Below are 25,261 nucleotides of genomic sequence, written 5' to 3' on the forward strand. Positions count from 1 at the left end.
AGCCGGCTCACCGGCTGATCCGCCGCGGGACCGCCACCGCGAGAAGTTTGTCCGGATTGCGGATGGCGTAGAAATGGGTGATCCTCCCGTCGGCGATCTCGATCAGCAAGACGCCTTCCAGACGCTCCCCGCTGAGGACGAGGGCGGGCGCGTTGTTGCGGTTGACCCTCTCGATCCTCAGGTCCAGCAACCGCTCCAGGCGGAACAGGCTCATGAGGACCGCGGCCACCTTCTCCGCGCCGACCACCGGACGGCGCGCCGCGGTGGCCTTGCCGCCGCTGTCGGCGGTCCAGGTGACGTCCGGCGCGAGCAGCGAGAGCAGCCCGTCCAGGTCGCCGGTGGCCGCCGCGGTCATGAACTGCTCGGTGATCCGCGCGGTCGTGGCGGCGTCGACGGGTTCGAAGCGCCTGCGCCGCGCCCGTACGTGCTCGCGAGCACGGTGCGCCACCTGACGTACCGTCGGCACGGACTTTCCCACCGCTGTGGCGATGTCGCGGAACCCGAAGCCGAACACCTCGCGCAGCACCAACACCGCGCGCTCATCGGGGTGAGCGTTTCGAGCAGCACGAGCATCGCCATCGACACCGACTCGGCGAGCAGTACGTCGGCCGAGGCGTCGTCCTCATCGAGCAGCGACGGCTCGGGCAGCCAGGGGCCGACGTAGTCCTCGCGGCGGCGCGCGCTCGCCCGCGAGGCGTTGAGCGCCTGCCGGGTCACCAGCTGTGCCAGATACGACTTGGTGTCCCGCACCGTCGTGAGGTCCACTTCGGCCCACCGCGGATGGCTGTTCTGCAGCACGTCGTCGGATTCGGTCGCCGAGCCGAGGATCTCGTAGACGATCGTGAACAGCAGTGGCCGCAACAGGGTGAACCGCTCGGCGTGCTCGTCGGTGCTCACGGGGAGGTGACCTCCCCCGCGGAGGAGGTCGTCCCCGCGGAGGAGGCCGTTCCTGCGGAGGAGATCGCCCCTGCGGGGCGCGGGCCACCCTTGGGCCAGCCCATGGAGCCCGGCCTGTCCGCCTCGCGGCGGATCCGCTTCGCCACCACGAACTTGCAGGTCACCTCCTTGATCGCCGCACCCATGCGGCCGCCGATGTAGAGGTTCACCGCGGTGTCGTCCTTGCGGGCGAACTGTCGGAGGCCGGCGCGCCGGCCGAGGCTGACGCACGCCCCCGTGAAGGCCAGGTCGATCACCGCCGGCCCGGTCCCCGCGATACGGCTCAACACGGTGTCGGCCGCCTGCGCCCCGAGCGGCCCGGCGGCGCAGCCGCTCATCCGCAGCGGCTGTCCCGACGGCGCGGCGGCGTCGCCGGCCGTCACGATGCCGGTCAACCCGCCGCCGACCACGGTGACCGGCGCATCGAGGGGCAACTCGTCCAACCTGGCGCGCAGCCGCTGCGCGGACTCGAGTTCAGCGATCGGCACCGCGTGCTCGACCGCGCCGGGCACCGATGCCGGGGTCGCCCCGGTGCTGCCGACCGCGTAGATCACGTAGTCGTAGTCCAGTGCGCGCCCCGATGCCAGCCGTACCGTGCGGGCGGTGGTGCCGATGTACGCGGCACTGTCGGCGACCAGCTCGACGCCCTTGCCGAGCAGGGCGCCGTAGTCGATCGTGGCGTCGCCGGTACGGGCCGCGAACTGGTGCAGCCGGATGCGTTCGACGAACTCCGGGCGCGGATTGACCAGAGTGATGTCGGCGTCGTCGCGCGCCCGCAGACGATTGGCCGCGAGCGTCCCGGCGTAACCGCCGCCGATGACCACGACCTTGTGGAGTGTGTTGTGTGCGCTCATGCCCTCAGGACACCGCTCATCGCCGAGACGTGACATCATGCGACGTGACGGGCGTCACATCGCTCATGCAGCGCGGACGTTCGGGATCATGAGGGGCGGCACAGGGCGATGGCACCGCCCAGTGCCGCGCCCGACAGGACCCGGGCGCTCGTCACGAACGCGCCCGGCCCGCCCGGTCTAGAACATGGTGTTGTCGTTCTTGGAGGTGGGCGGGACGACCTGGAGGACGTCCCAGTGCTCGACGATCTTGCCATCGGCGTCGAAGCGGAAGATGTCGATGCCGGCGTACTCCTCGTCGGGCCAGACCTGGTGGCAGTGCAGTACGACGTGGTCGCCCTCGGCGAAGGCGCGCTTGTACTCGACGCGTTTGCCCGGGTACTCGGCGGCCATGCGCTCGAAGTAGTCGATGAAAGCCTGCTTGCCGTCACCGACGTGCGGGTTGTGCTGGACGTAGGTGGCGCCGACGTACCGGTCGACGGCTTCGGCGGGACGGCACTGGTTGAACATCAGGTCGTAGAACGCCTTGGCCGTGGCCTTGTTCTTCTCCGGGTCGCTCATGACGCCACCGTAGGTCCGCCGGCCGGGAGCGGCGCGGTGAGCGCGTCGAGCAGGTGGCGTACGCCCATCAGGACGCTGGTGCGTCGGCCGCCGGGGCGGTGATGATGCGGGGGAGGGCGGCGGGGTGTTCCCGTGTGAGCCAGGCCACGAGCTCCTCCCGGACGGCGCAGCGGGTCGTCCACAGGTCGTCGGCGTCCTTGGCGGTCACGAGGGCGCGCACGGTGATGCCGGTCGGGGAGGTGTCGGTGACGGCGAGGTCCCACGCCCGGCCGTCCCATCCGGGGCAGACGTCGAGGAACTCCCGCAGGTGCATGCGCATCAGCGCGACGGGTGTGGAGTGGTCGCAGTAGAGGAACACCGTCCCGGTCAGCTCGTTGCCGCCGCGCGACCAGTTCTCGAAGGGACGGGAGGTGAAGTACGAGACGGGCAGGGTGACCCGGCGTTCGTCCCAGGTCCGGACGGTGAGGAAGGTGAGGGTCACCTCCTCCACGGTGCCCCACTCCCCGTCGACGACCACCGTGTCGCCGATGCGGACCATGTCGCCGAAGGCGATCTGGAAGCCGGCGAAGAGGTTCCCGAGGGTCGACTGCGCCGCGACGCCGGCGACGATGCCGATGACCCCGGCCGAGGCGAGCAGTGACGCGCCGAGTCCCCGGAAGGAGGGGAAGGTGACGAGAGCCAGGGCGGCGGCGATCACGCCGATGACCACCGACACCACTCGGGTGAGCAGCGTGACCTGCGTACGGACGCGGCGCAGCCGTGCCGCGTTACGCGTGCGTCCGGCGTATCGCGCGTACGAGGACTCGACGACGGCCGAGACGAAGCGGACCGTCAGCCAGGCACCGCCGCCTATCAGGCACAACAGGAGGATGTGGTCGAGCGCTTCGGCGTGGTCCAGGAGAGGGGGCCAGTCCGTCGCTCGGTACGACCACCGGAACACGGCACACAGCAGGACGACGTACAACGGTGTGCGACAGCGCCTCAACAGGCCCCAGAGCGGGGTGTCGGGGCGGTGCGCGTCCGCGTACCGCGCGAGAAGGTCCGCCGCCCGGCCGACGGTCAGGGCCGCCAGCATCGAGCCGCTGAGGACGATCGCCAGTCGAACAAAGCTTTCCATGGCTCCCCAGTCGACGAATGGAATCCGGTCGTCCTTCTCGCCTCACCGCCGGCCCGCCCGGCAAACACATCCCGCCGCCGTGGCGCCCGACGGGCCCGGCGGCGACCGCCGTCGCCGCCCGGGGGATGAGATCGGTGGGTCGGGGTAGCCGGAACCCGTCCGATCCGACAAGGGAGGAACCGTGGGTCTGGGAGTCTGCATCATCCTGATAGCCGTAGGAGCCATCCTCACGTTCGCGACCGACTGGCAGCTCGACGGGGTCAATCTCGACCTGGTGGGGCTGATCTTCATGGCAGTCGGCATCATCGGCACAGCCGTGTACACCAGCATCCTGCGCCGCCGCCGGATGGTCGTTCCCCCGGTCGCCCCGACGGTGACCGAGGACGACCGCCGGGACCTTCTCTGAGGCGGCGGCAGAACGAGTGGTCCGAGGGACCGCCGCGTCGGTCCACGCGGATCGCCGGCATGCGGGCGTCGCCCTCCTGCCCGGCCCGTGCGAGACCTGGGGGCATCGGGCACGTGCCCTGCCGGGCACGCGTCGTGCACACCTCGGTGCCGCCCCGCCCGTTCGTGGCCGATACCGCCCGCATGGGGAACACGACACCGTCCGGGTACGTCTCCGCGCCGCCCTGTGCGCCGTCGACCCGTGGTCCGCGCCGCACGCACTGAGGACCGACCGGCCCGGCCGCCTCGCCGAGGCGGTCGAGGGGCTGTACCGATCGGACACGGACAGGGCCGCCTTCGGCGCGTACCCCACCTGGCTCCTCAGGATCCCCGGCAAGCTTGGCGAGCCCGATGAGCCCGATGAGCCCGATGAGCCACCGCGCACTCGTACGCTTCACCGGACGCGACCCGCTCCTGCTGGAACGGGCAAGCTCCTGCCGGAACGGGCAAGCGGGGCGGCGTACGCGACGGGCGTGCGCGCCGTCGGCCCGCCCTCCTCGAAGGCGTCCAGCACCGAGAAGAGCCGTCCCGTCACGCTCTCGCCCAGCGCCCCGCGCGCTCCTGTGAGGAGTGCGTCGACCTCGCCGTCCAGGCGCCGACCGGCCGCAACCGGCAGCGCCGGCCCTTCGTCATCGTCACCGCCCCGGCACGACGGGCCGTCCTGGTCGACCCTGGACGACCTGTGGCGGGCGAGCCCGGCTGTCCCGGAGGCCCACCAGCCGTTGCCCGCACGGGACGTGCGCCGGGCCGAGGTCGCACCGGGCGTGATGGAGCGGGTGTACCCGGGCGTCGGGCACCTGCACCGGCATCTGCACGAGGGTGCCCGCCTACGGCATCCGGCGACGTGCTTCAGCCGTTTTCCGAGGCGCCGAGGACGGGCGCAGTGTCGGGCGGCGGCCGGTGTCCTGTCCGATCCGCCCCCAGTGCGGCCTTCGCCGCAGCGGTTTCCCGTTCGAGCCGTTCGGTCAGCAGGCGTATGCGAGCTTCTCGTTCTGCTCCGGTCAAGCCTGTGAGGCCCAGCCTGGCGTCACGTTCTTCCTGGGACATCGCTCCTCCTCATCGGTCATGATCGTTCGGCCACGGCCGACTCGTTGCGCTGCAGCCACGCGAGGGCGGCGGCGCGGTTCTCGGGTGACGAGTCGGGTCCGTCTGCCGCCCAGTCAAGGATGAGGCGTACGGCCTGCGTGCTCCCCGGGTCGGGCACCACGAAGGAGCCGATGCCGTGTTGCCAGGTCGTCCCCACCAGAGAGACGCTGCTGTCCAGCGAGAGCATGCTGAACTCCGGCCGCCCGGCACGTGACCCGAGCAGGCACTCGTCGAACCCGAGCACGCTCCTTCCCCTGCGGATGGCACACGCGGCGCCCATGACGTCCCATCCGTCGAGCAGGCGCACCCGGCGCCAGGTGGAGCGCCGCTCCAGGTCCACGCGCGGGTTGTAGCGGTGGGCGGGCAGGGCGAGCAGGAACTCGCGGGTGGCGTCGAACAGGCCGGAAGAGGTCGCCAGCTCGTACCAGCCACGGTTCGCGTGCTCTATGAAGTGCGGCTCGTCGAAGTCGACGTAGGAGTCCCGCCGGCCCGTCTCCTTGCCGCAGCCGGCCGTCACACCCACGGCGAACACGGGCAGGACAGGCTCCGGCACGCCGCCTTCGAGCACCTCCAAGCCCGCCCGTCTCAGCGGCTCGAAGACCTTCCGGCGCGTCTCCCGCCTCCCCATGTCCACCCCCTGATGCCACCCGATGACCATGCGAGCATACGGAACCGCCGACCGGCGACGACCGGGAGCGGAACCCGCTCCGACGACGTCGTCTCCTCGGCCGTCGTCCCTGGTCGGCGGTCCTGTGCTCAGGCCGTCCAGGTCAGCTGGGTGTCCCGTAGGCCTGGATGACGGTGGCGTTCAGGTCGCACCAGACGGTCGACGTGCCGCCTGACGGCACACGGTTGCCGAAGTGCCGGTACACGTAGCCGTTGTCGGTGCGCTTGCAGTCGACGACCCCGGTGAAGGAAGACCCGGTGCACCTGATCTCGGCTCCCCGGTGACCCCCACTGCCGGTGATCAGACGGGCGGAACAGCTGAGGGCCGACGGGGCGGACGCGGACGCGGACGCCGTGGGCGCGGCGGCCGACAGGCCGCTCGCCGCGAGAGCGAGAGCGGCGACGGTCCCCGCGACGCGCTGACGAACATGCATGAGCACTCCTGCCTTGTGAGGTGAGCACTGACGGTCACTCAGAGGGAATCTATGGCGCGCGGGCGGCACATCATTCGGAATGCGAGAGAGGTGGCGAAGAGTCGCCAACCGCAAGGACGCGCACTCCTGCCCCTCGCCCGCCGAGGCGCTGCGCACCTTCGCCACGGACGCCGACGGCGTCCACGCCTCTTGACACCGGCAGACCGGAAGGTCTTCCGGGTGCCCCGGATCGGCTGAACGCCCCCGCCCTCGGGCGCCGCTGCACCAGGAGGTCCCGCAGGCGTTCCGCACATCGGACGGTCCCCTCCCGGAGCCGCTGTCGCTGCTGCCAGACTGAGCCGCATGGCCGCTGCCCCGAACGCCCCGAGACCGTCGATGCGTGAGCTGATCCAGCGGCGTAGGCGCGCCGAATTCCTGGGTCGGGGTGCCGAACTCGACGCGTACCGCCGGAACTTCGTCCTGGGGACCGAGGATCCGGCGTACCGCTTCCTCTTCCACGTCCGGGGCAACGCCGGCATCGGCAAGTCGTCCCTGGTCCGTGAGATGGAGCGGATCGCCGGCGAGCATGGTGCGGTGACCGCGCGCATCGACGACTCGGTGGGCGGCGCCGTGGAGGTCATGGCGGCGGTCAGCGTCCGGTCCGGCGAGCTCGGGCACCCGCTGAAGGCGGTCGACCGGCTGCTCCACACCTACCGGCAGCGCCGGCACGAGGCCGAGTCCGCCCTCGGTGCCCCCGGCGGCGACCCGACGGGACCGAGCGCGCCGTCTCCGGCCGCGCGCGCCACCGCTCAGGCGGCGCTCACCGGTCTGGGCATGCTGCCGGTCGTCGGGACGTTCGCCGGCGCGCTCGATCCCGGCCAGATCGCGGAGGGCGCCGACCGGCTGCGGACCGTGCTCAGCGCCCGGCTGCGCAGCCATGACGACGTCCAGCTCGTGCTTGATCCACTGTCGGTCCTCACCCCGGTGTTCGTGGCGGAGGTGGGCCGGATCGCGGCAGAGGCCCCGTGGGTGGCGCTGTTCCTCGACACGTACGAACGGACCGCGCCGTTCCTGGACCGCTGGCTGTGCGACCTGCTGGCCGGCGAGCGTTACGGGGCGCTGCCCGGCAACGTCGTCGTGACCCTCGCCGGGCAGCGCTCCCTCGATCCGGTGTACTGGGCCGACTGGGCCGACCTCGTCGTCGACCTGCCGCTGGCCCCGTTCTCCGAGTCGGAGACCCGCAGCTTCCTGAGCGGTCGCGGAGTGCTGGCCGAGTCCGTGGTGCAGGACGTGCTGCGGCTCTCCCGAGGCCTGCCCGTCCTGGTGTCCACCCTGGCGGAGAGCGCCACGCAGGCCGGTGCCGTCGACGACCCGAGCACGACGGCGGTCGAGCGGTTCCTGAAATGGGAGAGCGATCCGGTGCGCCGGGCGGCGGCCCTTGCCGGGGCGCTGCCGCGCCGCCTGGACGAGGACGTCTTCCGGGCGGTGGCCGACGAGACCGGCGCGGACCTCTTCGGCTGGCTGCGGGCCCTGCCGTTCGTGGACGTCCTCGGCGGCCGGGCGCGGTACCACGATGTCGTACGGGCTCCGATGCTGCGGCTGCAGCGGACCACGTCCGCCGACCGCTGGCGGGCCGCGCACGAACGGCTCGCGCGGTGCTACAGGGGCCGTCGGGAGGCCGAGAGCCGGGGCCTCACCTGGCACCTGCGCTGGTCAGAGGAGGGCTGGCGGGCGGCACGGCTGGAGGAGGCGTACCACCTGCTGTGTGCCCACCCGCGCGAGGCGCTGCCCGCCGTCCTGCGCGACGGCATCGACGCCTGCGACGAGGGCCCCGAGGTGGCCCGCCGCTGGGCGGGCACCGTCGCGGCGGCGGGGGAGGACGGCGACGTGGAGGTGCTGCGCGAGTGGGGGAGGGGGCTGCTCGGCGCGCTGCGGGACGAGGAGCGCGGCACGATCGCGGTGCTCGGCATGCTCCTCGACCAGGCCGGACTCACCGACTCCGAGCGGACCAGGGCGCTGTCGGTCAGGGGGGAGGCGCACCGTCGGCGCAGGGAGTACGCGGAGGCCTTCGCCGACTTCGACCAGGCGATCGCGCTGACGCCGGAGGCTCCCCGGCCGTACACGGGGCGGGCGGTGACCCATCGCGATCTGGGGGCTTTCGACCGGGCCCTGGAGGACCACGACCGGGCTTGTGACCTGGCGCCCGACGGTGAGCGGGCCCTGGGGCACCGCGGAGAGACGTACCGACTGGCGGGCCGGCTGGACGAGGCCCTGGCGGACTTCGACCGGGCTCTCGGCAGCGCCCCCACGGAGACCTGGGCCCTGGCGAGCCGCGCGGACGTGCTGCGCCGCCTCGGCCGCCCGTGGGAGGCGCTGACCGATCTCGACCGGGCACTGTCCCTGGAGCCGGACTACGTGTGGGCCCTGGTACGGCGCTCACGGCTCAGGCGCGCGCTGGGCGACGCCGACGGCGGGCTCGTGGACCTGGACCGGGCGCAGGAACTGTCCCCGAACGATCCGTGGCTGGTGGGCGAACGGGGCGAGACGCTGCGGGAGCGGGGACGGTACGCGGAGGCCGTCGCTCAGTACGACCGCGCCCTGGAGCTCGACCCCGGCTACACCTGGGCCCTCGGCAGCCGCGCCCTCGCGCAGCACGCCCTGGGCCGGAGCGATCTGGCGCTCGCGGACCTGGACAGGGCGCTGGGCATGGATCCGAACTACGCCTGGGCCAGGGCGCGGCGGGCCGAGATCGTGGCGGCGGGCACCGGACCGAGGTGAGCGACGGTCATGAGCGGTGGCAGCAGTCTGCGGGCGACCAGGGCGGGGGCGGCGAGCGCGGCCGTGACCGTGAGCCATCCGCCGAGGCGCACCAGGAGGCCGGCCTCGGAGAGGAGCGCCACGGCCAGGACCGGCGGAGCGCCCGCGGCGGCCGTCGCCGCCGGAACCCACCACCGTGCCTCGCGGCCCGAGAGCGTAGGGGCGAGGCGACGCACACCAAGTGGACGCACCACCTTCCGTACGCCCTGGACCATTACCGCGACCGGACACGGTCCGACCGATCGTGGGACTTCCCGACGGGCCGGGGGAACTGACGACTCGTCATTGGTCGCTCCTCGATCACCGTCATCTGTCGCCGGCAGGTGGTGGGGGAGGTCGGTGGAGCGACCATCGCACGGTGATCAAAGGGGTCCTGTTCCGAGATCTTGCCGGGCTCGCGACCGGGCACAGACGGGCGGATGGCGACTTCCCTCGTCTGTAAGGGACCTGAGCGGGCACACGCAGACTATGACCGTTCCCAAGACCGGCGTCCTCGTCCTCGACAGCACCGACCCCGAACCCCTCGCCCGCTTCTACGCCGAACTGCTCGACGCCACCGTCGAGCCGAGCGGTGGAGACCCCGACCTACTGTTGATCTCCGGCGCCACCGGAATCGTCCTGGGCGTCCACCGCGACCCCGGCCACGCGCCGCCGAGCTGGCCCCGGCCGGACGACTCCCAGCAGGCCCATCTGTGGATCGTCGTGGCTCCCGACGCGCTCGACGAGGCCGAGCGCGAAGCGGTCTCCCTGGGTGCACGCCCGGTGACCGCCGAACAGAACGGCACCCGGCCGGACCGGCGCACCGATGTGCGCCGCTACATGGATCCGGCCGGCCATACCTTCGCACTGGCCCCCACTCGTGGTGTTTCACCGTGACACCGAGGGGCAGCCGCTCCACGTGCCGGCCCCTCGCACGAGGCGGCCGCACGGGATATTCGCACGAAACAGGAGGAGACCATGGGGCACCACGAGCGCCGACGCACACTGCCCGCGGATGCGCCGCCACGGACCACCCCCTCCGAAGCCGTCGGTGAAAGCGGCGACGCGGAGGCGCGCCGGGAGGCCGAGGAGGCGGAACGGGGTCGCCGGGGCGAGGCCGCGGACGACGAAGGCGGTATGAGCGCCAAGCGCCAGTCTCCGGGCCTGGGCCGCGAGGAGCAGCGCCGCCCGCTCGGACGGAGGGGCGACGCCGAGCAGGAGTAGGAGGCGCGGGTTGCTCGTCGGCACGACCGCCCGGGTGCTCCGTCACCCACATGACAGTTCGGTCGGCGGACCGCTCGCGGCCCGCCGACGAGCTGCAACCGCGCTGCGACGCCCCGCACCCGGACGTCTCCGACTGGCCGGCGGAGCTCGAACACCAAGCCCTGTTGTGAAAGTGGATCTTTCTTTACGATGGTGACGATGTGGCGCGAGGGGACGGGGCGGACCGGGCTGTCGTGGTGGAGAACGTCCGACTCAGGTCGCTGGCCGACGGAAACAACCCGGTCGGGCCGACCGCCTGGGGCGATGGTCACTTCGTGGACCGCGCCTGCCTCGGTGGTCATGCGAATCCGGTCGGGAGCTGCCCATACGGTCTCACTGAGCGCGTTGTCCTCGGAGTCGCCGTTGAAGCAGCCGACGTTCCAGCGGCGTTCCAGCGGTGGGTCCCCCTGGTCGACGTAGACGCACCAAACCGGGTCGAGAGAGTCGCTCCGCGCCACCACGACCAGCCGGCGGTCGCCGCGGCCGGGAGCCGACTCGGCCTTCACCTCCTCGTCCGAGCTACCGAACATCGCGGAGGTCAGGCCTCCGAGGAGCAACGTCGGCGCGCCGATGACGAGCAGCGCAGTGACCAGCGGCACGCGCAGCGAGGACTTCGTCAGTCCCAAGAGGACCGCCCCGGTCAGCGCGGCCAGAGCGAGCCACCCCAGTAGAAGAACGTACTCGCGAAGCCGGAGCAGCAGGACCGGCGTGCCCTCGTCTCCCGACTCGAGTCCGGCTCCCCCTTTTGCCGCCCGCAGACTCACCGAGTCGGTCGCGCACCGCGCCCAGTCCAGCTCGCCCCGGGCCCCGCGCTCGTAGAGGATCACGCGGTGGAGCCTCGCTCGGCCCGCCCCGGCCCCGGCTCCGCTGGGCGAACCTGCGAGAGACCCTCTGCCACCTCGGGCCGAGCACCGGCGGCAGCTGCCACCCCCTGCAACCCGCGGTCGCCACGAATTCTTTCGGGTCTTGCATGATGACGGGCATGAACACGGAAACATGCGACCCGGCCGAGCTGGCCACCCTCCGCGAGATCTTCGCGTCCCGCCCCGAGGTGGCGCCGCCGGCCGGTTGGGAGGCGGTGCGGTCCTTCGAGGCGGAGCACGGCATCGTCCTCCCGGAGCCGTACCGCACGTTCGTGGCGGAGATCTGCGACGGCCTGCGCGCCGGACCGCCTTACTACGGTCTGCTACCCCTCGCGCAAACGCCCTCGGACTGGGGCGCGGATCGCCCCGCACGCCTGCTCGCCGAGCCCTTTCCGCTCACGGAGGCATGGCTGTGGGAGGCGGAGGGCGACGAGGAGGAACTGTCGGAGGAGGAGTTCGAGGCCCGGACGGACCCCGTGTTCGACCACGGCTCGCTGCTGCTGGGGACCGACGGCTGCGGCATGTACTGGCACTTGATCGTCACCGGCCCGCAGCGCGGTCACGTCTGGCAGATCGCCGGCGAGGGCGCGATGCCCTTCGGCACCCAGTCGCCCGATGCCCTGATGCCCGGCGTCCCTGGCTTCACGGGCTGGGTGACCCACTGGGCCCAGGGCCGCTCCTGGTTCGCGGACGCCTAGGACTTGTCCGGGCGGTCTTGCCCATAGGCTGGGTGCGGCACGATCAAGCCGAACAGGGCATGGGGGTGGGGGGTAACGGGTTGGGCCGGCAGGAGAGGTATCGCAAGGTGATCAGACCGCTGCTGCGAGCCGGGCTCGAGGTGATACCCGACGCGGTTCCGGGCTCGGCGATACCGCATGTCCTGGGGTACGAACGCGAGCGGGTCTTCGGGTTCTGCCTGGTCGAGTACGAGGACCCGCGATTCGTGGAGCGGCTCGACAAGGCCTGGTACGACCTCGCCACGTCCTCCGGCCTGATCGACGAGAACCGCGAGTTCCTCCTCATGTTGCCCAGGGGAACCTGGACCGCCGAGGAAGACCGCCGACGACGCACGATGCACGTCTGGCACCGGGTCCGCCTGCTGGAACGGTGGGACCTCATGGGGGTCGGCGCGGCGACGTTCCTCGGCGTCCGCGCCGGCCGCCCCGGCTTCGCCATGCTGGCCCTGGACAACAGCGTCTGGCTCCTGGCCGACACGTACGAAACGGGTGCGGCCGTGTACGCGGTACGCGATCCCGCCGGCTCCCCAGGAGTCCTGCGCGAGTTGAAGTGGGAGTTGGAGTGGCTCGCCAGGAAGGACGAAGACCGGGAGTTCCGACGTGAAGTCAGCGTTTGGCTGGAGAGCAGGTGACAGCGCTGGACGACAGGTGCGGGCATGGTGGGGCGAAGAGACCGACAGTTGCGGGCCGAGTGGGCTCGGGGCAACCGACGCCGAGGTCCTCGACAGGAACGAAGGCCCGGCGCCGTGGGGGCGACAGGGGCAGGCCGAGAGCGGTCTCGACCTGCGCCCCGGATCATCAGGTCCGAAGCCGGACGACCACGGCCGCCGCTGTCACGGTGCCAAGGAAGACGTAATCGCGATTGTCGTAGCGAGTAGCTGTCGCTCGGGACCGCTACAAGCGGTTGATGGCCCGTTCGACGGTGTTGCGCTTCTTGTACCGCTCCTCGTCGAAACCCGGTGGCCGTCCGCCCCGTGAACCCTTGCGCCGGCGGGCGGCCTGGCTGTCGGTCTTCTCAGGGATGGTGTGCCGGATACCGCGGCGCCGCAGGTGATTGCGGCAGGGTCCGTTGCTGTAGGCCTCGTCCGCGGCGAGACCGTCCGGCTTCTTGCGGGGCCTGCCCGTCCCAAGCCGGGGGACGCGGATTTCCTCCAGCACCGGCTTGAACTGGGTGCGGTCCGCTCGCCGGCCTGGTGGGACCACCAGGGACAGTGGACGGCAGCGGACCGTTGCCGGAGTCCGGACTACGCGTCGGCATGGACCTGGGTGTCGCCTTCCACCCGGAAGGCGACACCCAGGCCCCGGTCTTCACATCCCGTTGCCCCCGCTGACCCGCTCGACCGGGATCCACAGCTGGGAGTCAGTCTCCGCGCCGATCTCCACCGGCTGCGTCCGCAGCAGCTCCGGCCCCGGTCGGCTCGCGTACGGGTTCGAGGGGAACCACTGCGTGAACACGTCCCGCCACAGCTCCTGGAGGGCGCTCGGATACGGCCCGTGGTTGTCGAAGACAGCCCAGGTCCCGGCCGGCACGTCGAGGGCGTCGAGCTCCTCCGCGGCCGCCCCGGGATCGGTGACCACACCGATCCAGTAGTCCACCTCGGCGCCCTCCTCCCGGCTGTCGGTCAGGTGCACCACTGCCGACAGGACCCCCTTCGGCTCCCCGTCGGCCAGTTCCTTCATCCGTACGATCGCCTGCTCGTCCAGGCTCTCCACGTGGGCCGCGGCCGCCGCGTTGACCCCCTCGTGCACGAGGGGGACCCGCGCCTTCCTGCCAACGATCCGAAACGCTTCCTTCTCGACGATCCGATACCGCATGGTCGTACTCCCTTCGACGATGACACGGAAGGACATGCGCGACTGCGCCGTGAGCGTCGCACCCGTGCGCCGGACCTCCCCCGGCCCGATGCCGTGCACCGACCGGAACGCCCGGGCGAACGCCTCGCCCGAGCCGTACCCGTACCGCACGGCCACGTCGAGCAGCGTCCGCTCCCCGCCCAGCACCTCGGCCCCGGCGAGCGTCATGCGCCGGCGCCGTACGTATACGGAGAGCGGCATCCCGGCGAGCGCCGAGAACAGGCGCCGGAAGTGGTACTCCGACGTCATCGCGATCCGGGCGACTTCGGCGATGTCGACCTCCCGGCCGGCCTCCGCTTCGAGGCAGCGCTCGATGTGGTCGAGCGCCTGGTTGAGCTGCTCCAGCACGGGTGCGTGTCCTTCCCTCTGCTGTCTTCACCGTAGGAACCACCACCCTCCCAGGACCCGATGATCCATGCCCGGAACGATCGGGTGACCGACCGCGGCACGTGCCGGGAGCGCCGGGCTCGCGTCGAGTCTGTGGTTTACGCCGCGACGACTCCTACGGTCTTCGTGCGGGGCAGGGACGACCGGCCCCGGCGAAGAAAGGGCACCGCTCTGCTGCCCGGAGAGCTCCTTCGAGGGATTCCAGTGCCGCCCCCGAGCTGGAGCAAAGGTCCGGGGAGCGCAGGCCGACGGCGTACGGGGAGGCCCAGCAGGCGGCCCCCGAGGGGCTGGACCCGGCGGCCGTACGGGGGAGGCCGGGCGGCAGCGGGTCTCAGACTGCGACGGAGAGCAGGTCCACCACGAAGACGAGCGTCGAGCCCGCCGGGATCAACGGCGAGGGCGACTGGTTGCCGTAGCCGAGGCGCGGGGGAACGACGATCTCGCGCCGACCGCCGACCTTCATCCCCCTGATCCCGCGGTCCCAGCCCTTGATGACCCTGCCACCGCCCAGGGCGAACTTGAACGGCTGGCCCCGGTCCCAGGAGGCGTCGAACTCCTTCCCGGACTCGAAGGTGACCCCGACGTAGTGAACTCGGACGACCCTGCCCGGCTTCGCCTCGAGCCCCTCCCCGACGACGAGGTCGCGGATGGTCAGCTCGGTGGGAGCGTCACCCTCCGGAAGGTCGACTTCGGGCTTCGTCAGTTCACTCATCGCAGCCTCATTCACTCTCCGCCGGAAGCCCTCGTACGGGCCATCCGGCGCATGGTCACTCCATGCGGTAGCTCACCACGCTACCGAGGACGCTGATCTCCTGGAGCGCACCCAACGCGACGGAGCACGGCACGCAACGTGACTGGACGTGCTACGGCTTCGGTGCCGCCATGGTGAGGCCCGAGCTGACCGGGTGCTCGTCGTTGACAAGGACGAGCCGGTTCCCGGCCCAGGTGTCGAGCCGAGCGCACGCCGAAACGGGGTCGTACGCGGCGGTGGGCAGCTGGGGCACGCGCTTGAGGCCGGTGTCGTCGAGCCGGTAGGGGACGTCGAAGGCCGTGTTCCAACCGTCCAGGTCCGCGGCAAAGCGCTCTTCCGCTTCCGCCGGGTCCATACCCAGATACTGACCGATCTCCGCCCAGGAACTGCCCCGTTCCCGCTCGTAGGTCACGGCCGAGACCAACGCGCGCTCCGCGAGTTCGATGAGCTGGAACGCCTGGCTGACCCGGCCTCCGGGGCCGGCGTCAGGATCGTTCTCGGTGGCGACCAGGCCCGCCGCGCCATCGGCGACGGCCACGGCGTGATCGCACAGGACCAGGCGTGCCAGCGCCTGGCGGGTGAATCGGGCACGGTCGGCGTCATAAGGGGTGGTCTCAGTCACCCGCACAGCCTCCCAGGCCGTGCCCGCATCGAGTACCCGGTTTCGCCGGGGCCGTTCTCCGCTCGGCGGCTTGCTGATCGTTCCAGACCTCGCACGTCCCCACCCTCGAAAAGCTCACACCGGACCTCCGTATGAAACGATCGGTCATCGGATGGCGTACCCGTTCCACAACGGGCCGCCGGCCAGGTCCAGGACCTCTGTCACGACCTCGGTGAAGACTTTCGCATCCCCGGCGATCGCCTGCGGGGCGGCTTCGGACAACGCGCGGTGCACCGCCGGGTCGGCCGCGGCCAGCCGCCGTGACAACCACTTGCCGGAGCCGAGCCAGTGCCCGCCGATCAGCAGGACCAGTTCCGAGGCGCGCTGGAGCATGTGGGAGACCAAATACACCCGCTCTGCGGGCTCCGTGCAGCCACGCAGGTCGTCGAGCAGGTCGGTCAGGATGTACCGCTGGTAGTCACGCTCCTGCTCCGAGAGCGGCGGCGGGCCCGCGGCCCAACGCTTACGTGCCTCGTCCTGAAGTGAGGCGCCCAGCCCGTCTCTGTCCACCAGGAGCGTGCCGTCGGCACACATGGCGAGCAGTGGCGATCTCCGCTTCGCGGTCTCCTGGTCGACGAAGCTGTGCCAGACGGCCTCCGTCTGCACGAACAGCTCCACCGGCCAGCCGCGGTACACGAGGTTCTCCCGGTGGGGCGCGGGCGGCCCGTCCAGGAGAACCACCATGTCCAGATCGGATGTGGGCGTCCGGCGGTCGGTCAGCACGCTGCCGGCGAGAAAGGCCGCCTGGGCGTCGGGAAATCGATCCTGCACCAGTTCGCGGGCGGTGAGCACGGGGTCGTCCATGAGCGCAGCGTACGTGCGGCGTCGGTCCCTCCGGTCCGTTGCCTCCGACAGGGCAGGGCATCTCTGGCCCATGACCCGGCCGTGTACTGTGCGCAAGTAGGCGAGCAGTTTACGGATGGACCAGCGCGTGAAGGGCTGGCCGAGCCTGGCCGGTCGGGTGGTGGCCGTCCTGACGACGAAGTCTTCGTCGTCAGGAGTGAGCAGGCGGGAACGACTCTTGCCCACCGACGATCCAAACAGACCAGGTTGGTCTCGTCGAACTGGTGGATCACGTCGCGGACGGTGTCCTCATAGGCCTGCACCAGTCGGAGGATCATCGGAAGTCGACCCCCGCCGGCCGCATCATCACACGCCGGTAGCGCACCGAACCGGTGTTGCCCCGGCACATCCCACCGCTACGACTACCCACCTGGCGAACCCATGCGGTCAGAGCACCAGCCGTAGGCCTTTAGGGCCAGGGGTGTACGAAACGTCCGCCCGGTATCTTCCTGGCCACCACCATCCACACCAGGCCGCACCCCGATCCACATCGAGGCCATCAGCAGCCCGGCTGCACCTGGATGTGCCGGTCTGGTACTCGAACGCTCCGGGAAGCCTCTGCTCCTGTGGAACGCTCCTCACCACGGATCAGACCGCCCTCTTCTTCAGGAGTGGGAACGTCCTTGTCCTCCAGGTTCCCGGTACGGGCCCTCAGTCCGTCGCGGACGACCGCTCGGGCGCGCTTCGCGGACTCCGGGTGGCCGTCCAGGTGCTCCAGCATGCGGCAGGTGCCCACCAGGATCGCCGTCAACTCCGGCACTTCCAGGTCCCGTCGCACCACACCAGCCTGCTGGGCGCCGTCGAGGAGGGCGACGAGCACCTCACGGAGGGCGCGCCCGGCCTCAGAGGTGGCGGCCCGGACATCGACTCCTGCATCCGCGAGCGCCGCAGCGAAGGCATTCTTGACGGGAGACTGATCCAGTACCAGGTCGAAGAACGCGAGGAGGGCGTACTCCGGCCCGGGCTCGGCCATCAGGCGGCGTCCCTCCTCGGCCAGCCGTTGCAATCGTCGGACGAGTACCGCTTCCAACAGCGCTTCCTTGGTGGGGAAATGCCGGAACACGGTGGCGATGCCGACCTTCGCCTCCCGGGCGATCTCCTCCGTGGACGCGCCGGTGCCCCGCTCGGTGAAGACCGCCTCAGCGACCTCCAACAGCCGCGCACGGTTCCGCCGCGCGTCGGCGCGTAGGGGCTTCGCGCCTGTGCCGGGGGGAGTCTGATCTGTCGTCAAGTGATCCTCGCCATGCCTGGACAAACGGAGTGGGCTATCCGTATCGTCAGAAACGGAGTCGCCTATCCGATTATAGGCGGCGGGATCACGGAGGTCAGCCATGTCTGCACCAGCTACGCCCCGCGAGATCTTCGGGAAGTTGACGGGCCTCATCTCGGCGGGCAAGTGGAGCGAACTCTCCGGGCTCTACGCGGAGGACGCCGAGGTGGAGATCGTCTTCTCGCCGGTTCCCCCACGCCGCATCCACGGCCGGGCGGAGCTCCGTAAGCGCTTCGATGCCCTGGAGGCCTCTGACGCGATTCGCCTACGTGCCGAGAACATCCGCATCCACGAGACCGGCGACCCTGAGGTGGTGATCGCCGAGTTCGACTACGAGGGCCTGTATCCCGCCACCGGCCGCACTTTCCGCACCGCCAACATCCAAGTGCTGCGCGTCAGGAATGGCCTGATCATCGAGACCCGCGACTATCACGACCACCTCGCCTTCGCCGCGGCGGACGGACGTGCGAGCCAGTTGCTCGCCGCACTGGACCAGCAAGGGTGACTGGTGCATGACCGAGAGTCGGGCTGCGCCGGACACGGCGCATGAAGTCCCGCGATCATGCTGGGCGCCAGCCCGGCAGTGGTAGCGGCTCCCTCGGGAAGTGACCTTCACCAGAGTGGTGAGCGGCGTGGGTTGGACGAATGGCAGTGGTGGGAGGCGAGTTCGACGGCGGTGCGGTTGTGGCGGATCAGCAGGTGCTGCATGCCGTTCGGGGGCGCCTCTTTGTCGGTGTACGGCTCCGGCCCCCCAGCTGCGTACGGATGCGTCCCCGACTGACTGCGCGCGTTCTTGGTCCAACTGTGCCGAGATCACAAGATCGTCTCTGGTGTAGGCGGCTTGTCCACGATGGCCGCGTCGGGCCTACGACGGGGTGGTCCGGCGCCGGCCTGGGGCACCCTCAAGGCGTCCATGACCGCATCGGAGACGGTGGAGTCGTTGGCGGTGCTCCCGGCAGACGCGGGTGATCTTGGTCGCGACCCGCGTCTGCCAGGAGCTTCGTCGTTACGCAGGACTGTTCAGCTCGCGGTCAGCACCGCCGACCTGGAACGGATTCACTGCCTCATGCATCCGGCACAGGCGTGGCCTGGTGGTAGTACATCCGCCACCCGGATTCGTCATCCAGCTTCCGCCAGATGGAGCTCCTCCGGGCCCGCCTGCCGTCGATCATGGTTTCGAACGTCAGATGCACAATCCCCGGCGCCAATACAGTGCCCGTCATCTCGCCAGGCACGTACTGCGGGCCGTCATCAGCTGCACCCTGCATGACAGGCAGCGCCGAGAGCATCGACTGGCGATCCCACCTGCGCCCTGAGGCACCCACTTCCACGAACTCCGGATCGAGGAGTTGATCCGCCAATGCCCTGGATGACCGTCCGGCTGGACTCAGCAACTGCAACTCTCGCTTGATGACCTCGGCCACGCTGCTTTCCACGTTCATTCGAGCATCTTGCCCCGGCTGACCTGGGCATTCGCAAGCGAATTGAGGAGCCGACCGCGCCCGTTGTCCTGCTGAACCGGCGCCACGCCGCCCACTGGGCGACGTCCTTCTCTCGCTCCATGGCTTCAGGCGGTTCCTCTTTCCGACCCCGCGGACCGAGCAGGGCGGCATCGGCCCTGCCTCGACGAACGACAGCGCGGCGAGGTCCTTGACCTTGCGTGGGTCGAGCTCGCTCACGACGTTTCCCTGGCGTCCGGGTAGGCGGTGAAGGGACGGGTGCCGATCAGCTCGTCACAGACCGACAACGGTCGACGGCCGACTACGCTCCGGGTGACGGCGGCCCGGCTCAGCAGGGTTTCCAGCGGCCCGGTCTTCTGTCCCGGAGACGGCTGGTGTCGGGGCTGGGTCGGGAGGTCGCCGGTGGTGGTCGAATGGAGCACGACCTGGGATTTCGCTGCCTTGACCTCGACCAGCTGGTAGGGCCGGACCTTGCGGGCCGGTACCGAGTAGAGATTGCCGCCGACGGCGACCAAATGTCGGCGTACTCCTCAAAGTGCTCAGCCGTGTACAGGTGAACGTGTCCAGCCGAGTGCCGTATCGGGCGGAGCAGATGGCCGGGCAGCGTCGCACGGTGTGCCCGGGCAGGAGATGGGCAGCGCCAGAAACCTGCGTGACGAGGCTACGGGCCTTTGGCATGATCGCTTGGTTGTCGCTGTCCGGTTCTGGAGGAACACCACGGCCATCAACTACGAGCTCGCTCCGGCCTGGCTGCCGTGGTCTGCCGTCGATCCCGATCTCATCGCCTTCGCCTGGGACGAAGCGGAGGCAACCGAGATCACCACGGTGATCGCCTCGATGGTGCCTCCTGACGGTGCCGGGTGGGAAAAGGAACATCGCTTCACCACCGAGGTCACGGCGCTCCTGGCCGCCCGATACGGCCGGTGGGCCTGCGGATGGCACTGGGCGGTCGGCGAGGGCGGTGGTGGTGGCGTCGTCACCCACTGGTGCTGCGCCTCCCACTCCATGGGTGAGCCCGCAGCAACGGCCGCCAAAGTGGTTGCGTCGCTGTTGGAGTGGCGCGACTGGCTGGAGGAGTTGGCGGAGCGGTTCGAGCAGTTGGCTCCGCCCGACGGGACGGATGCCGAGGATCGCAGCTGGCACCTGGAACGGGCCGCTACCCGACTCGTGACCGTGGTCATGGACCGCACTGGTGCCCAATGCGGCTGGTACGGGCTATGCCACACGGTGCTGACGTGGTTCCTCTCTTCCACGGGCATGGGGGCGGAAGGGGCAAAGAACGCGGTCGACACCGCGATCGGCGGACGGTTCAAGAGCTGGACCGTGCCCTCGCGGACCCTGATCGATGCAGTGGGAGAGGATCTCGCGGTAGATCTGACCGGAGTGCAGCCCTACCGTGAGCGCTGACGCCTTGGCCGTCTGGGTCCAGATCAGGAACCGGATCGACTGGACTTCCGCGGCCGGTGAGGTGCCGGCCCCGGTCGAGCCCATCGTGGACGGCCTCACCACCTGGTGCGGTGAGGGGAGCCGTTCCTCGGACCTCGCTCGGGGCCACCGATTGCTCGCGGCGCTGGCTCAGTCGCGCACGGACGCTTCCCGTAGGCGTCCCCTCACCTGCGCGCTTCTGACCGGATGGCAGCAACTGGTCCTTGGCATGCCTGGGGTTCAGTTCCGACAAAGCGACTCCTTCGCCAAGGGCGGCCGGGAACGCTACGCGCTGACGTCACACACCCAGCTCGACTTCGAGCACTGTCTGCGAGAGAGCGCCGACCCGCGAGTCCCCCTGGCCTCCCGCGCGGCCAGGGCCTACCTCGACGTGGCCTTCTTTCACCCTTTCCCGGACGGCAACGCCCGTCTCGCCATGCTCACCCTCGCCTACGTCCTGGAGCTGGAAGGAGTCCGACTGGACCAGGTCGGCCCCTTGCAGACCACGCGCTACGCGGACGATGACGCCGGGGCGGCAGACCTGGCCGCCCTGGTCTTCATCCTCATCCGCTCGACTCACCAACGGGCCACCGGATTCCCTCACTGAGGCAGCAGCCTTCCTTCGAGTTCTCCTGATCAGTCCTGCCGGGAGATGAGTACGTAGACCCGTACACGGCTGAGCACATTCATGCGTACGCCGACACCAGGCAGCCCTTGCCGACCGGCCGCAGATGCCGCTCGGCCACCGGATACGGGTCGGCGGCAGCGGCTTGAGGGCCGCATGGTCGTGTGCCGCACGCTCTCCGATGACCTGCTGGCGAGTCCTGTGGGCCTGGGCCTGTCGCTGTGACATCCACGTGGTGAAGGCAGCGTCCATCTCCTCGATGGACGAAAAGGACCGGCCGGACAGGACGTGGTTGCGGACGATGAGAACCTGCCGCTCGACCCGGGCCTTGCTCGTGGGCCGGTTGTCGGAGCTGTCGGCGGGCCTGCTCACCGGCATCTATGCCCCGAACGGCACGGGCACGATGTTCTTCGCCGTCCTGACCGTCACCGCCCAGCCCGGCCCCGGCTACATCCCGGAGAAGATGCTGAAAGTCAACAGGTTGCCGTGACCGAAGGCAACCACGGCGGCCCGCCGAAGGGCATCGCCGTCGACTCAGACCCGCCGGGCCACCCGGTCACTTACCTCGGACCGAACTCACAGCTCGCGGACAGCTGTTGCTCGGTGCGAGCCCGGGTGGATAAGCCAGGCCGCGATCGCCACATGCACCAGGCCTCGCCGAGCAGCTCCGCACGCCCCCGTACAGCAGAACCCGTTGCCCACTGTCGAGCCCCGTGAGAGGATCAAGGTTCAACGGTCCGTCCCCTTTCATTTGCGCTGCGAAGCGCAAATGAAAGGGGACGGACCGTTGCCATGTCCACGGTTTCGAGCACTCCATCAGGATCTGCGAACGACAGGTACCGTTTGATGTACACAACAGAGCTGGCAGAGGCGTGCATCGAGGATGCGAGCAACACCTTGGTTGCGCCTTCGCTGTTGCATGACAACGAATTGATCAGGGACTTCTTCGGGACCGTAATCACGCCAGAGGACCTTGATTCTGGCTCGCCCGACCTCGCGCAGAAGACCGTCTATCTGTGCGGCGACCTATCCGGGATCAGCAGCCACCAACTGCATGCGGCCGCCCGGGTATTCGTCGTCCGGGAACTGTCACACGGCTACCACGAGGATGTCGACAAGCCCTGGACCCTCGTCGACCTCGGCCGAGTTCCCCTCCGCGTGCACGGCGTCGGCGTGTACTACCGCCGTTTTTTCGAAATCGGCGCTGATCACTTCGGACGGATCTGCGCGGAACACGCGTTCCAGTCCCTGACGGAGTCCACCAAGCCCGGAACGGCCCATCGCAGCGGAATCTATCTGACGCCCGTCACGCGAAACGGTGACGAACTGCATTTCCGCCTGCTTCGGTGCTCCACGAATCTTTCAGGGCCGACCGAGAGCTTTTGTCCGACCGACACGCGCATCATCGAGGCTCTGAACCGCGAGGCGGCCACCGTCTTCCGGGACCAGGCACCGCTGAATCACGTCCTTGCCCAGATCTACCACAACACCCTTGCCACGGCCGAGCGCAAGCAGTCCAAGGCCAAGATCTCGGCCCACGCCGACAAGACCAAGGACATGCCGGTCAATGGCATCATGGCCTTCTGCACCTTCTATGACGGGCTCGACAGGCTGCAGCCCCTGGCCGAAGACGCCTTCGACTACGGAGTGAAGGGTGCCAGCGGGCTGACCCAACTCCACTTCCGTCTCAAGGACGCGACCGAAGAACGCGACGGGGCTGCGTTCCCTCCGCAGTTCAGCCTGACTCTTTACCCCGGCTCCGTGTTCTTCATGCCGCTGTCCACCAACCGACTTTATACGCATGAAATCCGGCCCTCGACGTTGGACGCCGAGTTGCTCCCGACTCGCCTGGGATACGTGGTGCGCTGTTCGAGCACCGAAGCCGTCCACAAGGACGGACACACGTTCCTCAAAGTCGCCGGAGATTGGGTGAGACTGGAGCCACCCACACCGGCCGGCATGAACGAGCTGCGCAGGCTGTACGCCGAGGAGAACAAGACCTCATCCTTCATTGATTACGGCGGCAAATTTCTCTTCAGTATGAACGCGGGAGACTACATTGCCCCCCGAATCTAGAATCTCGGACGAGATCCTCTCCTGCGTTTTGCCAGTCGAGGATAATCTCTTTTCGGAGCTGTCCGCGTCGGCTCATTTGGAAGACGTAGGAAAAGGTCGGCGGGGCGCCACGCTTACCAAGATCGACGAGGCGGGCGGTGTGCCTCTCGTGCGTACTACCACTCGATACGGCAACCCGACGCAGCGCTTCCGGGTGGTGCACGAACAGCTGGCGCAACAGGTTCAAGAACATGCGGCGCTGCCGGTCGGCTTCAACAATGCTCTCATCGAGAGCTATACGAACGCTTATACAACCATGGGCGGCCACTCCGACCAGGCTCTCGATCTGGCCGACGAGTCGTTTATCGCCGTCTTCTCCTGCTACCAACACCCCGAAGCGGGCCCGCCGAGAAAGCTGATCTTCGAATCAAAGGGGCCCGGTTGTGAGAGGTTCGAGATCCCTCTCGCCCACAACAGTATCGTCGCGTTTTCTGTCGAATCGAATAGGCGACTCAGGCATAAAATCGTATTGGAAAAGCCTGTCCAGGCGGCGGATAATCAATGGTTGGGTGTAACTTTTCGAACCTCAAAAACCTTCGTTCGGTTTCGAGACGGACATGCATACCTCCCACAGGGTGCACGCCTCGTGTCGGCCGACGATGAGCAGAGGCGGGAGTTTTACCAACTACGGCGCCGTGAGAACAACGAAACAGACTTCATCTACCCCATGTTGACGTACACCATCAGCGAGAGCGATCTGATGCCGCCCGTTTGACCTTCAGGGCTTTTGAACAGTCCTCGGGGGAGAGTCGTCAAAAGCATGGACAGGACCACGAGGACGGCGTCCGCCGTGCCGATCAGGAGCCACGGTTGAGTCTTCTTCGGCCGACGGAAGTCGAGGGTGGAGCGAAGCGCGCCCTGGGCCTGGTCCACGAGCTCTCAACCGCCCTTCTACATCTTCGAGATCACCAACCCGTCGGTGCCGCGAACTGTCGGCACCGTCCTGTACTCGTGCTTGATCTCGTCGGCCATGCCGTTCCGCGCCCCCAATGGACTGTTCGTACCAACTGCCTCGCGAGGATAGGGACTCCGCGAGGAACTCGGAATCACCCATGTCCCCTCGGTGCTGAGCTCCGCGAAGAGGTGAGGCGAAGACGGCGTCTTCATCGTTGAGCAGAGCGGTGGCGGTGGGTCTGGTCGGGATCGCCGGCAGAGGCAGAGGCAGAGGCAGACAGGCCGCAGGGGAGCCTGGGCAGGCCCCTCGGATAGCGGCTTGTCCACCCTGGTGGAGGCGCGCTGGGGCGGGCAAGTCTGGTCGGACGCCCTGGCTGTAGTGGGTGGAGGAGAGGGTGCGATGTGCGGTTTCGAGACGGGACAGGTGGCCGTACGGCGCGATGCGCCTCGCATGGGGCGGGTGTGGAGCGAACGGGCGCTGCGTATCGTCGCCGACACCGATCAGGCGCTGGTGGCCGCGTGCGTACCTGGAGCGGAGGTCCGATGGCCTGCCCTGGAAGAGGCACCGTCGACAGCCGAGGTCGATGCCGACAGCGCTGCTCGGTTCGCACGCCTCGTACAGCACGATTTTCGCCTGTCGGCTGCCTTGGCTGTCAGGAGGGCTCAGGAGAGGTGTTCGCCGGATGCTGGGGGCATCTTCCGCCTCCCAGATGAACGTGTCCCTGTCGGCCCTGGCTCCCCTGAAGGGCCAGGTACCTCATACCTGGGTGACGCGTTCGTTGGGATGCCGAAGCAGTTCTCCGCGCGGATAGGCTCCTGGCGAGGCGATGGCATCCGCGCACAAGAAGATCCGTCCACGCGTTGTTCTTCCCAGGATCTCGTGTCGCCAGGTGGGGAGAGAGGCAGACAGGGCGTGGCGACCCGACGGATTCTCAGCCACCCGGAAATGCTCGCCGAGATCGAAAACCACTGCCTCAAGGCTGTGCCGGCCGAGCGCCCGACCTCGCCGCCCTCACCAGTCACGTCCGACCCTTCGCCCGGATGCTCACCGAGCGCCGGGGTGAACGGCGACCACAGTGGCTCGATGCCGTCCGCCAGGACGACCTGCCCGCCCTCCACACCCTTGCTGCAAGCATCGACCGAGATCGAGACGAGGCCATCGCCAGCCCGCCCCTGCCCTGGAACTCCGGCGCCGGCGAAGGCCAGGTCAACCGCATCAAGATGCTCAAACGCCAGAGGTTCG

Annotated in this window: 28 protein-coding genes and 1 pseudogene; 12 read left to right on the plus strand and 17 right to left on the minus strand. The window is 69.1% G+C overall.

Annotated elements, in window-relative coordinates:
• Positions 1 to 7: 7 nt before the first annotated feature.
• From BLW86_RS44180 to BLW86_RS38335, 5 genes and pseudogenes are all read right to left on the minus strand, one after another.
• Positions 8 to 355 carry a nuclear transport factor 2 family protein gene (locus BLW86_RS44180; protein ID WP_371129688.1) on the minus strand — a complete coding sequence of 116 codons (348 nt, stop codon included), beginning with the start codon at positions 353 to 355 and terminating at the stop codon, positions 8 to 10.
• A 126-nt stretch (positions 356 to 481) separates the two neighbouring features.
• Positions 482 to 532, minus strand: a pseudogene (locus tag BLW86_RS44185) (hypothetical protein); the annotation flags it as partial.
• Positions 533 to 893: 361 nt separating this feature from the next.
• On the minus strand, positions 894 to 1,790 hold the full coding sequence (locus BLW86_RS38325) for an FAD-dependent oxidoreductase (RefSeq protein ID WP_093878277.1): 897 nt from the start codon (positions 1,788 to 1,790) through the stop codon (positions 894 to 896).
• Between the two features lie 177 nt (positions 1,791 to 1,967).
• Positions 1,968 to 2,348, minus strand: a complete 381-nt coding sequence (locus BLW86_RS38330; protein ID WP_093878278.1) for a nuclear transport factor 2 family protein — start codon at positions 2,346 to 2,348, stop codon at positions 1,968 to 1,970.
• Positions 2,349 to 2,415: 67 nt separating this feature from the next.
• Positions 2,416 to 3,465 (minus strand): mechanosensitive ion channel family protein, encoded by a 1,050-nt coding sequence (locus BLW86_RS38335; protein ID WP_093878279.1) that lies wholly within the window; start codon positions 3,463 to 3,465, stop codon positions 2,416 to 2,418.
• Positions 3,466 to 3,646: 181 nt separating this feature from the next.
• Between BLW86_RS38335 and BLW86_RS38340 the strand changes: the two genes are divergently transcribed.
• Complete coding sequence (locus BLW86_RS38340) at positions 3,647 to 3,871, plus strand: DUF6458 family protein (RefSeq protein WP_093878280.1); 225 nt, start codon at positions 3,647 to 3,649, stop codon at positions 3,869 to 3,871.
• An 887-nt stretch (positions 3,872 to 4,758) separates the two neighbouring features.
• On the opposite strand, the gene BLW86_RS41680 is transcribed toward BLW86_RS38340, so the two are convergent.
• The 3 genes from BLW86_RS41680 to BLW86_RS38355 form a co-directional block, all read right to left on the minus strand.
• Positions 4,759 to 4,956, minus strand: coding sequence for a hypothetical protein (locus BLW86_RS41680; RefSeq protein ID WP_143060329.1), 198 nt, complete (start codon positions 4,954 to 4,956; stop codon positions 4,759 to 4,761).
• Between the two features lie 16 nt (positions 4,957 to 4,972).
• A complete protein-coding gene (locus BLW86_RS38350) occupies positions 4,973 to 5,548 on the minus strand; it encodes a hypothetical protein (RefSeq protein ID WP_143060330.1) in 576 nt (191 codons plus the stop codon).
• A 217-nt stretch (positions 5,549 to 5,765) separates the two neighbouring features.
• A complete protein-coding gene (locus tag BLW86_RS38355) occupies positions 5,766 to 6,095 on the minus strand; it encodes a hypothetical protein (RefSeq protein ID WP_093878282.1) in 330 nt (109 codons plus the stop codon).
• Between the two features lie 342 nt (positions 6,096 to 6,437).
• Between BLW86_RS38355 and BLW86_RS38360 the strand changes: the two genes are divergently transcribed.
• Positions 6,438 to 8,852 carry a tetratricopeptide repeat protein gene (locus tag BLW86_RS38360; RefSeq protein ID WP_256341594.1) on the plus strand — a complete coding sequence of 805 codons (2,415 nt, stop codon included), beginning with the start codon at positions 6,438 to 6,440 and terminating at the stop codon, positions 8,850 to 8,852.
• Here the strand turns inward: BLW86_RS38360 and BLW86_RS38365 are convergent.
• Positions 8,792 to 9,085 carry a hypothetical protein gene (locus BLW86_RS38365; RefSeq protein ID WP_143060331.1) on the minus strand — a complete coding sequence of 98 codons (294 nt, stop codon included), beginning with the start codon at positions 9,083 to 9,085 and terminating at the stop codon, positions 8,792 to 8,794. The two genes, BLW86_RS38360 and BLW86_RS38365, sit on opposite strands and share 61 nt — an antisense overlap.
• Before the next feature lie 274 nt (positions 9,086 to 9,359).
• Between BLW86_RS38365 and BLW86_RS38370 the strand changes: the two genes are divergently transcribed.
• The 4 genes from BLW86_RS38370 (at position 9,360) to BLW86_RS38385 (ending at position 12,365) form a co-directional block, all read left to right on the plus strand.
• Positions 9,360 to 9,767, plus strand: a complete 408-nt coding sequence (locus BLW86_RS38370) for a VOC family protein (protein WP_093878285.1) — start codon at positions 9,360 to 9,362, stop codon at positions 9,765 to 9,767.
• An 81-nt stretch (positions 9,768 to 9,848) separates the two neighbouring features.
• Entirely contained in the window at positions 9,849 to 10,094 is a 246-nt protein-coding gene (locus BLW86_RS38375; protein ID WP_093878286.1) for a hypothetical protein, read from the plus strand.
• A gap of 1,009 nt (positions 10,095 to 11,103) precedes the next feature.
• Positions 11,104 to 11,694: an SMI1/KNR4 family protein gene (locus BLW86_RS38380; protein WP_093878287.1), complete on the plus strand. Its 591-nt coding sequence runs from the start codon at positions 11,104 to 11,106 to the stop codon at positions 11,692 to 11,694.
• A gap of 107 nt (positions 11,695 to 11,801) precedes the next feature.
• The gene (locus BLW86_RS38385; protein ID WP_093879100.1) at positions 11,802 to 12,365 is read left to right on the plus strand and encodes a hypothetical protein; all 564 of its coding nucleotides are present in this window, start codon (positions 11,802 to 11,804) and stop codon (positions 12,363 to 12,365) included.
• A gap of 262 nt (positions 12,366 to 12,627) precedes the next feature.
• On the opposite strand, the gene BLW86_RS38390 is transcribed toward BLW86_RS38385, so the two are convergent.
• The 6 genes from BLW86_RS38390 to BLW86_RS38420 form a co-directional block, all read right to left on the minus strand.
• Positions 12,628 to 12,936: a transposase gene (locus tag BLW86_RS38390; protein WP_256341595.1), complete on the minus strand. Its 309-nt coding sequence runs from the start codon at positions 12,934 to 12,936 to the stop codon at positions 12,628 to 12,630.
• 105 nt (positions 12,937 to 13,041) lie between these two features.
• Positions 13,042 to 13,935, minus strand: a complete 894-nt coding sequence (locus BLW86_RS38395) for an AraC family transcriptional regulator (protein ID WP_093878289.1) — start codon at positions 13,933 to 13,935, stop codon at positions 13,042 to 13,044.
• A 370-nt stretch (positions 13,936 to 14,305) separates the two neighbouring features.
• Positions 14,306 to 14,686 (minus strand): FKBP-type peptidyl-prolyl cis-trans isomerase, encoded by a 381-nt coding sequence (locus BLW86_RS38400; RefSeq protein WP_093878290.1) that lies wholly within the window; start codon positions 14,684 to 14,686, stop codon positions 14,306 to 14,308.
• A gap of 151 nt (positions 14,687 to 14,837) precedes the next feature.
• A complete protein-coding gene (locus BLW86_RS38405) occupies positions 14,838 to 15,347 on the minus strand; it encodes a hypothetical protein (RefSeq protein ID WP_093878291.1) in 510 nt (169 codons plus the stop codon).
• Positions 15,348 to 15,491: 144 nt separating this feature from the next.
• A complete protein-coding gene (locus tag BLW86_RS38410) occupies positions 15,492 to 16,190 on the minus strand; it encodes a nucleotidyltransferase domain-containing protein (protein ID WP_093879101.1) in 699 nt (232 codons plus the stop codon).
• A gap of 538 nt (positions 16,191 to 16,728) precedes the next feature.
• A complete protein-coding gene (locus BLW86_RS38420) occupies positions 16,729 to 17,562 on the minus strand; it encodes a TetR/AcrR family transcriptional regulator (protein ID WP_093878292.1) in 834 nt (277 codons plus the stop codon).
• Between BLW86_RS38420 and BLW86_RS38425 the strand changes: the two genes are divergently transcribed.
• Positions 17,561 to 18,004 carry a nuclear transport factor 2 family protein gene (locus BLW86_RS38425; RefSeq protein ID WP_093878293.1) on the plus strand — a complete coding sequence of 148 codons (444 nt, stop codon included), beginning with the start codon at positions 17,561 to 17,563 and terminating at the stop codon, positions 18,002 to 18,004. The genes BLW86_RS38420 and BLW86_RS38425 overlap by 2 nt on opposite strands.
• Before the next feature lie 559 nt (positions 18,005 to 18,563).
• Here the strand turns inward: BLW86_RS38425 and BLW86_RS38430 are convergent.
• Both BLW86_RS38430 and BLW86_RS38435 read right to left on the minus strand, forming a co-directional pair.
• Positions 18,564 to 18,941 (minus strand): nuclear transport factor 2 family protein, encoded by a 378-nt coding sequence (locus tag BLW86_RS38430; RefSeq protein WP_093878294.1) that lies wholly within the window; start codon positions 18,939 to 18,941, stop codon positions 18,564 to 18,566.
• Positions 18,942 to 19,174: 233 nt separating this feature from the next.
• A complete protein-coding gene (locus tag BLW86_RS38435) occupies positions 19,175 to 19,474 on the minus strand; it encodes a hypothetical protein (RefSeq protein ID WP_177181888.1) in 300 nt (99 codons plus the stop codon).
• A gap of 115 nt (positions 19,475 to 19,589) precedes the next feature.
• On the opposite strand from BLW86_RS38435, the gene BLW86_RS38440 reads away from it, so the two are divergent.
• The 5 genes from BLW86_RS38440 (at position 19,590) to BLW86_RS38460 (ending at position 23,839) form a co-directional block, all read left to right on the plus strand.
• The gene (locus tag BLW86_RS38440; protein ID WP_256341596.1) at positions 19,590 to 20,366 is read left to right on the plus strand and encodes a hypothetical protein; all 777 of its coding nucleotides are present in this window, start codon (positions 19,590 to 19,592) and stop codon (positions 20,364 to 20,366) included.
• Positions 20,356 to 20,991, plus strand: coding sequence for a Fic family protein (locus BLW86_RS38445; RefSeq protein WP_093878295.1), 636 nt, complete (start codon positions 20,356 to 20,358; stop codon positions 20,989 to 20,991). The genes BLW86_RS38440 and BLW86_RS38445 overlap by 11 nt, the downstream gene beginning before the upstream one ends.
• Before the next feature lie 277 nt (positions 20,992 to 21,268).
• Complete coding sequence (locus BLW86_RS42360) at positions 21,269 to 21,499, plus strand: hypothetical protein (RefSeq protein ID WP_177181889.1); 231 nt, start codon at positions 21,269 to 21,271, stop codon at positions 21,497 to 21,499.
• Between the two features lie 356 nt (positions 21,500 to 21,855).
• Complete coding sequence (locus BLW86_RS38455) at positions 21,856 to 23,085, plus strand: hypothetical protein (RefSeq protein WP_177181890.1); 1,230 nt, start codon at positions 21,856 to 21,858, stop codon at positions 23,083 to 23,085.
• A complete protein-coding gene (locus BLW86_RS38460; RefSeq protein ID WP_093878297.1) occupies positions 23,069 to 23,839 on the plus strand; it encodes an alpha-ketoglutarate-dependent dioxygenase AlkB family protein in 771 nt (256 codons plus the stop codon). Before BLW86_RS38455 ends, BLW86_RS38460 begins: the two co-directional genes overlap by 17 nt.
• The last annotated feature ends 1,422 nt before the right edge of the window (positions 23,840 to 25,261 follow it).

This window comes from Streptomyces sp. TLI_105, assembly GCF_900105415.1.
Taxonomy (GTDB): Bacteria; Actinomycetota; Actinomycetes; order Streptomycetales; family Streptomycetaceae; genus Streptomyces.

Coding starts and splice junctions, on each gene's coding strand:
- BLW86_RS38455 (WP_177181890.1), top strand. CDS start 21,856: ATGTACACAACAGAGCTGGCAGAGGCGTGCATCGAGGATGCGAGCAAC.
- BLW86_RS38355 (WP_093878282.1), bottom strand. CDS start 6,095: ATGCATGTTCGTCAGCGCGTCGCGGGGACCGTCGCCGCTCTCGCTCTC.
- BLW86_RS44180 (WP_371129688.1), bottom strand. CDS start 355: ATGACCGCGGCGGCCACCGGCGACCTGGACGGGCTGCTCTCGCTGCTC.
- BLW86_RS38360 (WP_256341594.1), top strand. CDS start 6,438: ATGGCCGCTGCCCCGAACGCCCCGAGACCGTCGATGCGTGAGCTGATC.
- BLW86_RS38430 (WP_093878294.1), bottom strand. CDS start 18,941: ATGAACGTGGAAAGCAGCGTGGCCGAGGTCATCAAGCGAGAGTTGCAG.
- BLW86_RS38330 (WP_093878278.1), bottom strand. CDS start 2,348: ATGAGCGACCCGGAGAAGAACAAGGCCACGGCCAAGGCGTTCTACGAC.
- BLW86_RS38375 (WP_093878286.1), top strand. CDS start 9,849: ATGGGGCACCACGAGCGCCGACGCACACTGCCCGCGGATGCGCCGCCA.
- BLW86_RS38380 (WP_093878287.1), top strand. CDS start 11,104: ATGATGACGGGCATGAACACGGAAACATGCGACCCGGCCGAGCTGGCC.
- BLW86_RS38400 (WP_093878290.1), bottom strand. CDS start 14,686: ATGAGTGAACTGACGAAGCCCGAAGTCGACCTTCCGGAGGGTGACGCT.
- BLW86_RS38420 (WP_093878292.1), bottom strand. CDS start 17,562: ATGGCTGACCTCCGTGATCCCGCCGCCTATAATCGGATAGGCGACTCC.
- BLW86_RS41680 (WP_143060329.1), bottom strand. CDS start 4,956: ATGTCCCAGGAAGAACGTGACGCCAGGCTGGGCCTCACAGGCTTGACC.
- BLW86_RS38335 (WP_093878279.1), bottom strand. CDS start 3,465: ATGGAAAGCTTTGTTCGACTGGCGATCGTCCTCAGCGGCTCGATGCTG.
- BLW86_RS38440 (WP_256341596.1), top strand. CDS start 19,590: ATGGGCAGCGCCAGAAACCTGCGTGACGAGGCTACGGGCCTTTGGCAT.
- BLW86_RS38410 (WP_093879101.1), bottom strand. CDS start 16,190: ATGGACGACCCCGTGCTCACCGCCCGCGAACTGGTGCAGGATCGATTT.
- BLW86_RS38325 (WP_093878277.1), bottom strand. CDS start 1,790: ATGAGCGCACACAACACACTCCACAAGGTCGTGGTCATCGGCGGCGGT.
- BLW86_RS42360 (WP_177181889.1), top strand. CDS start 21,269: ATGGACGAAAAGGACCGGCCGGACAGGACGTGGTTGCGGACGATGAGA.
- BLW86_RS38425 (WP_093878293.1), top strand. CDS start 17,561: ATGTCTGCACCAGCTACGCCCCGCGAGATCTTCGGGAAGTTGACGGGC.
- BLW86_RS38370 (WP_093878285.1), top strand. CDS start 9,360: ATGACCGTTCCCAAGACCGGCGTCCTCGTCCTCGACAGCACCGACCCC.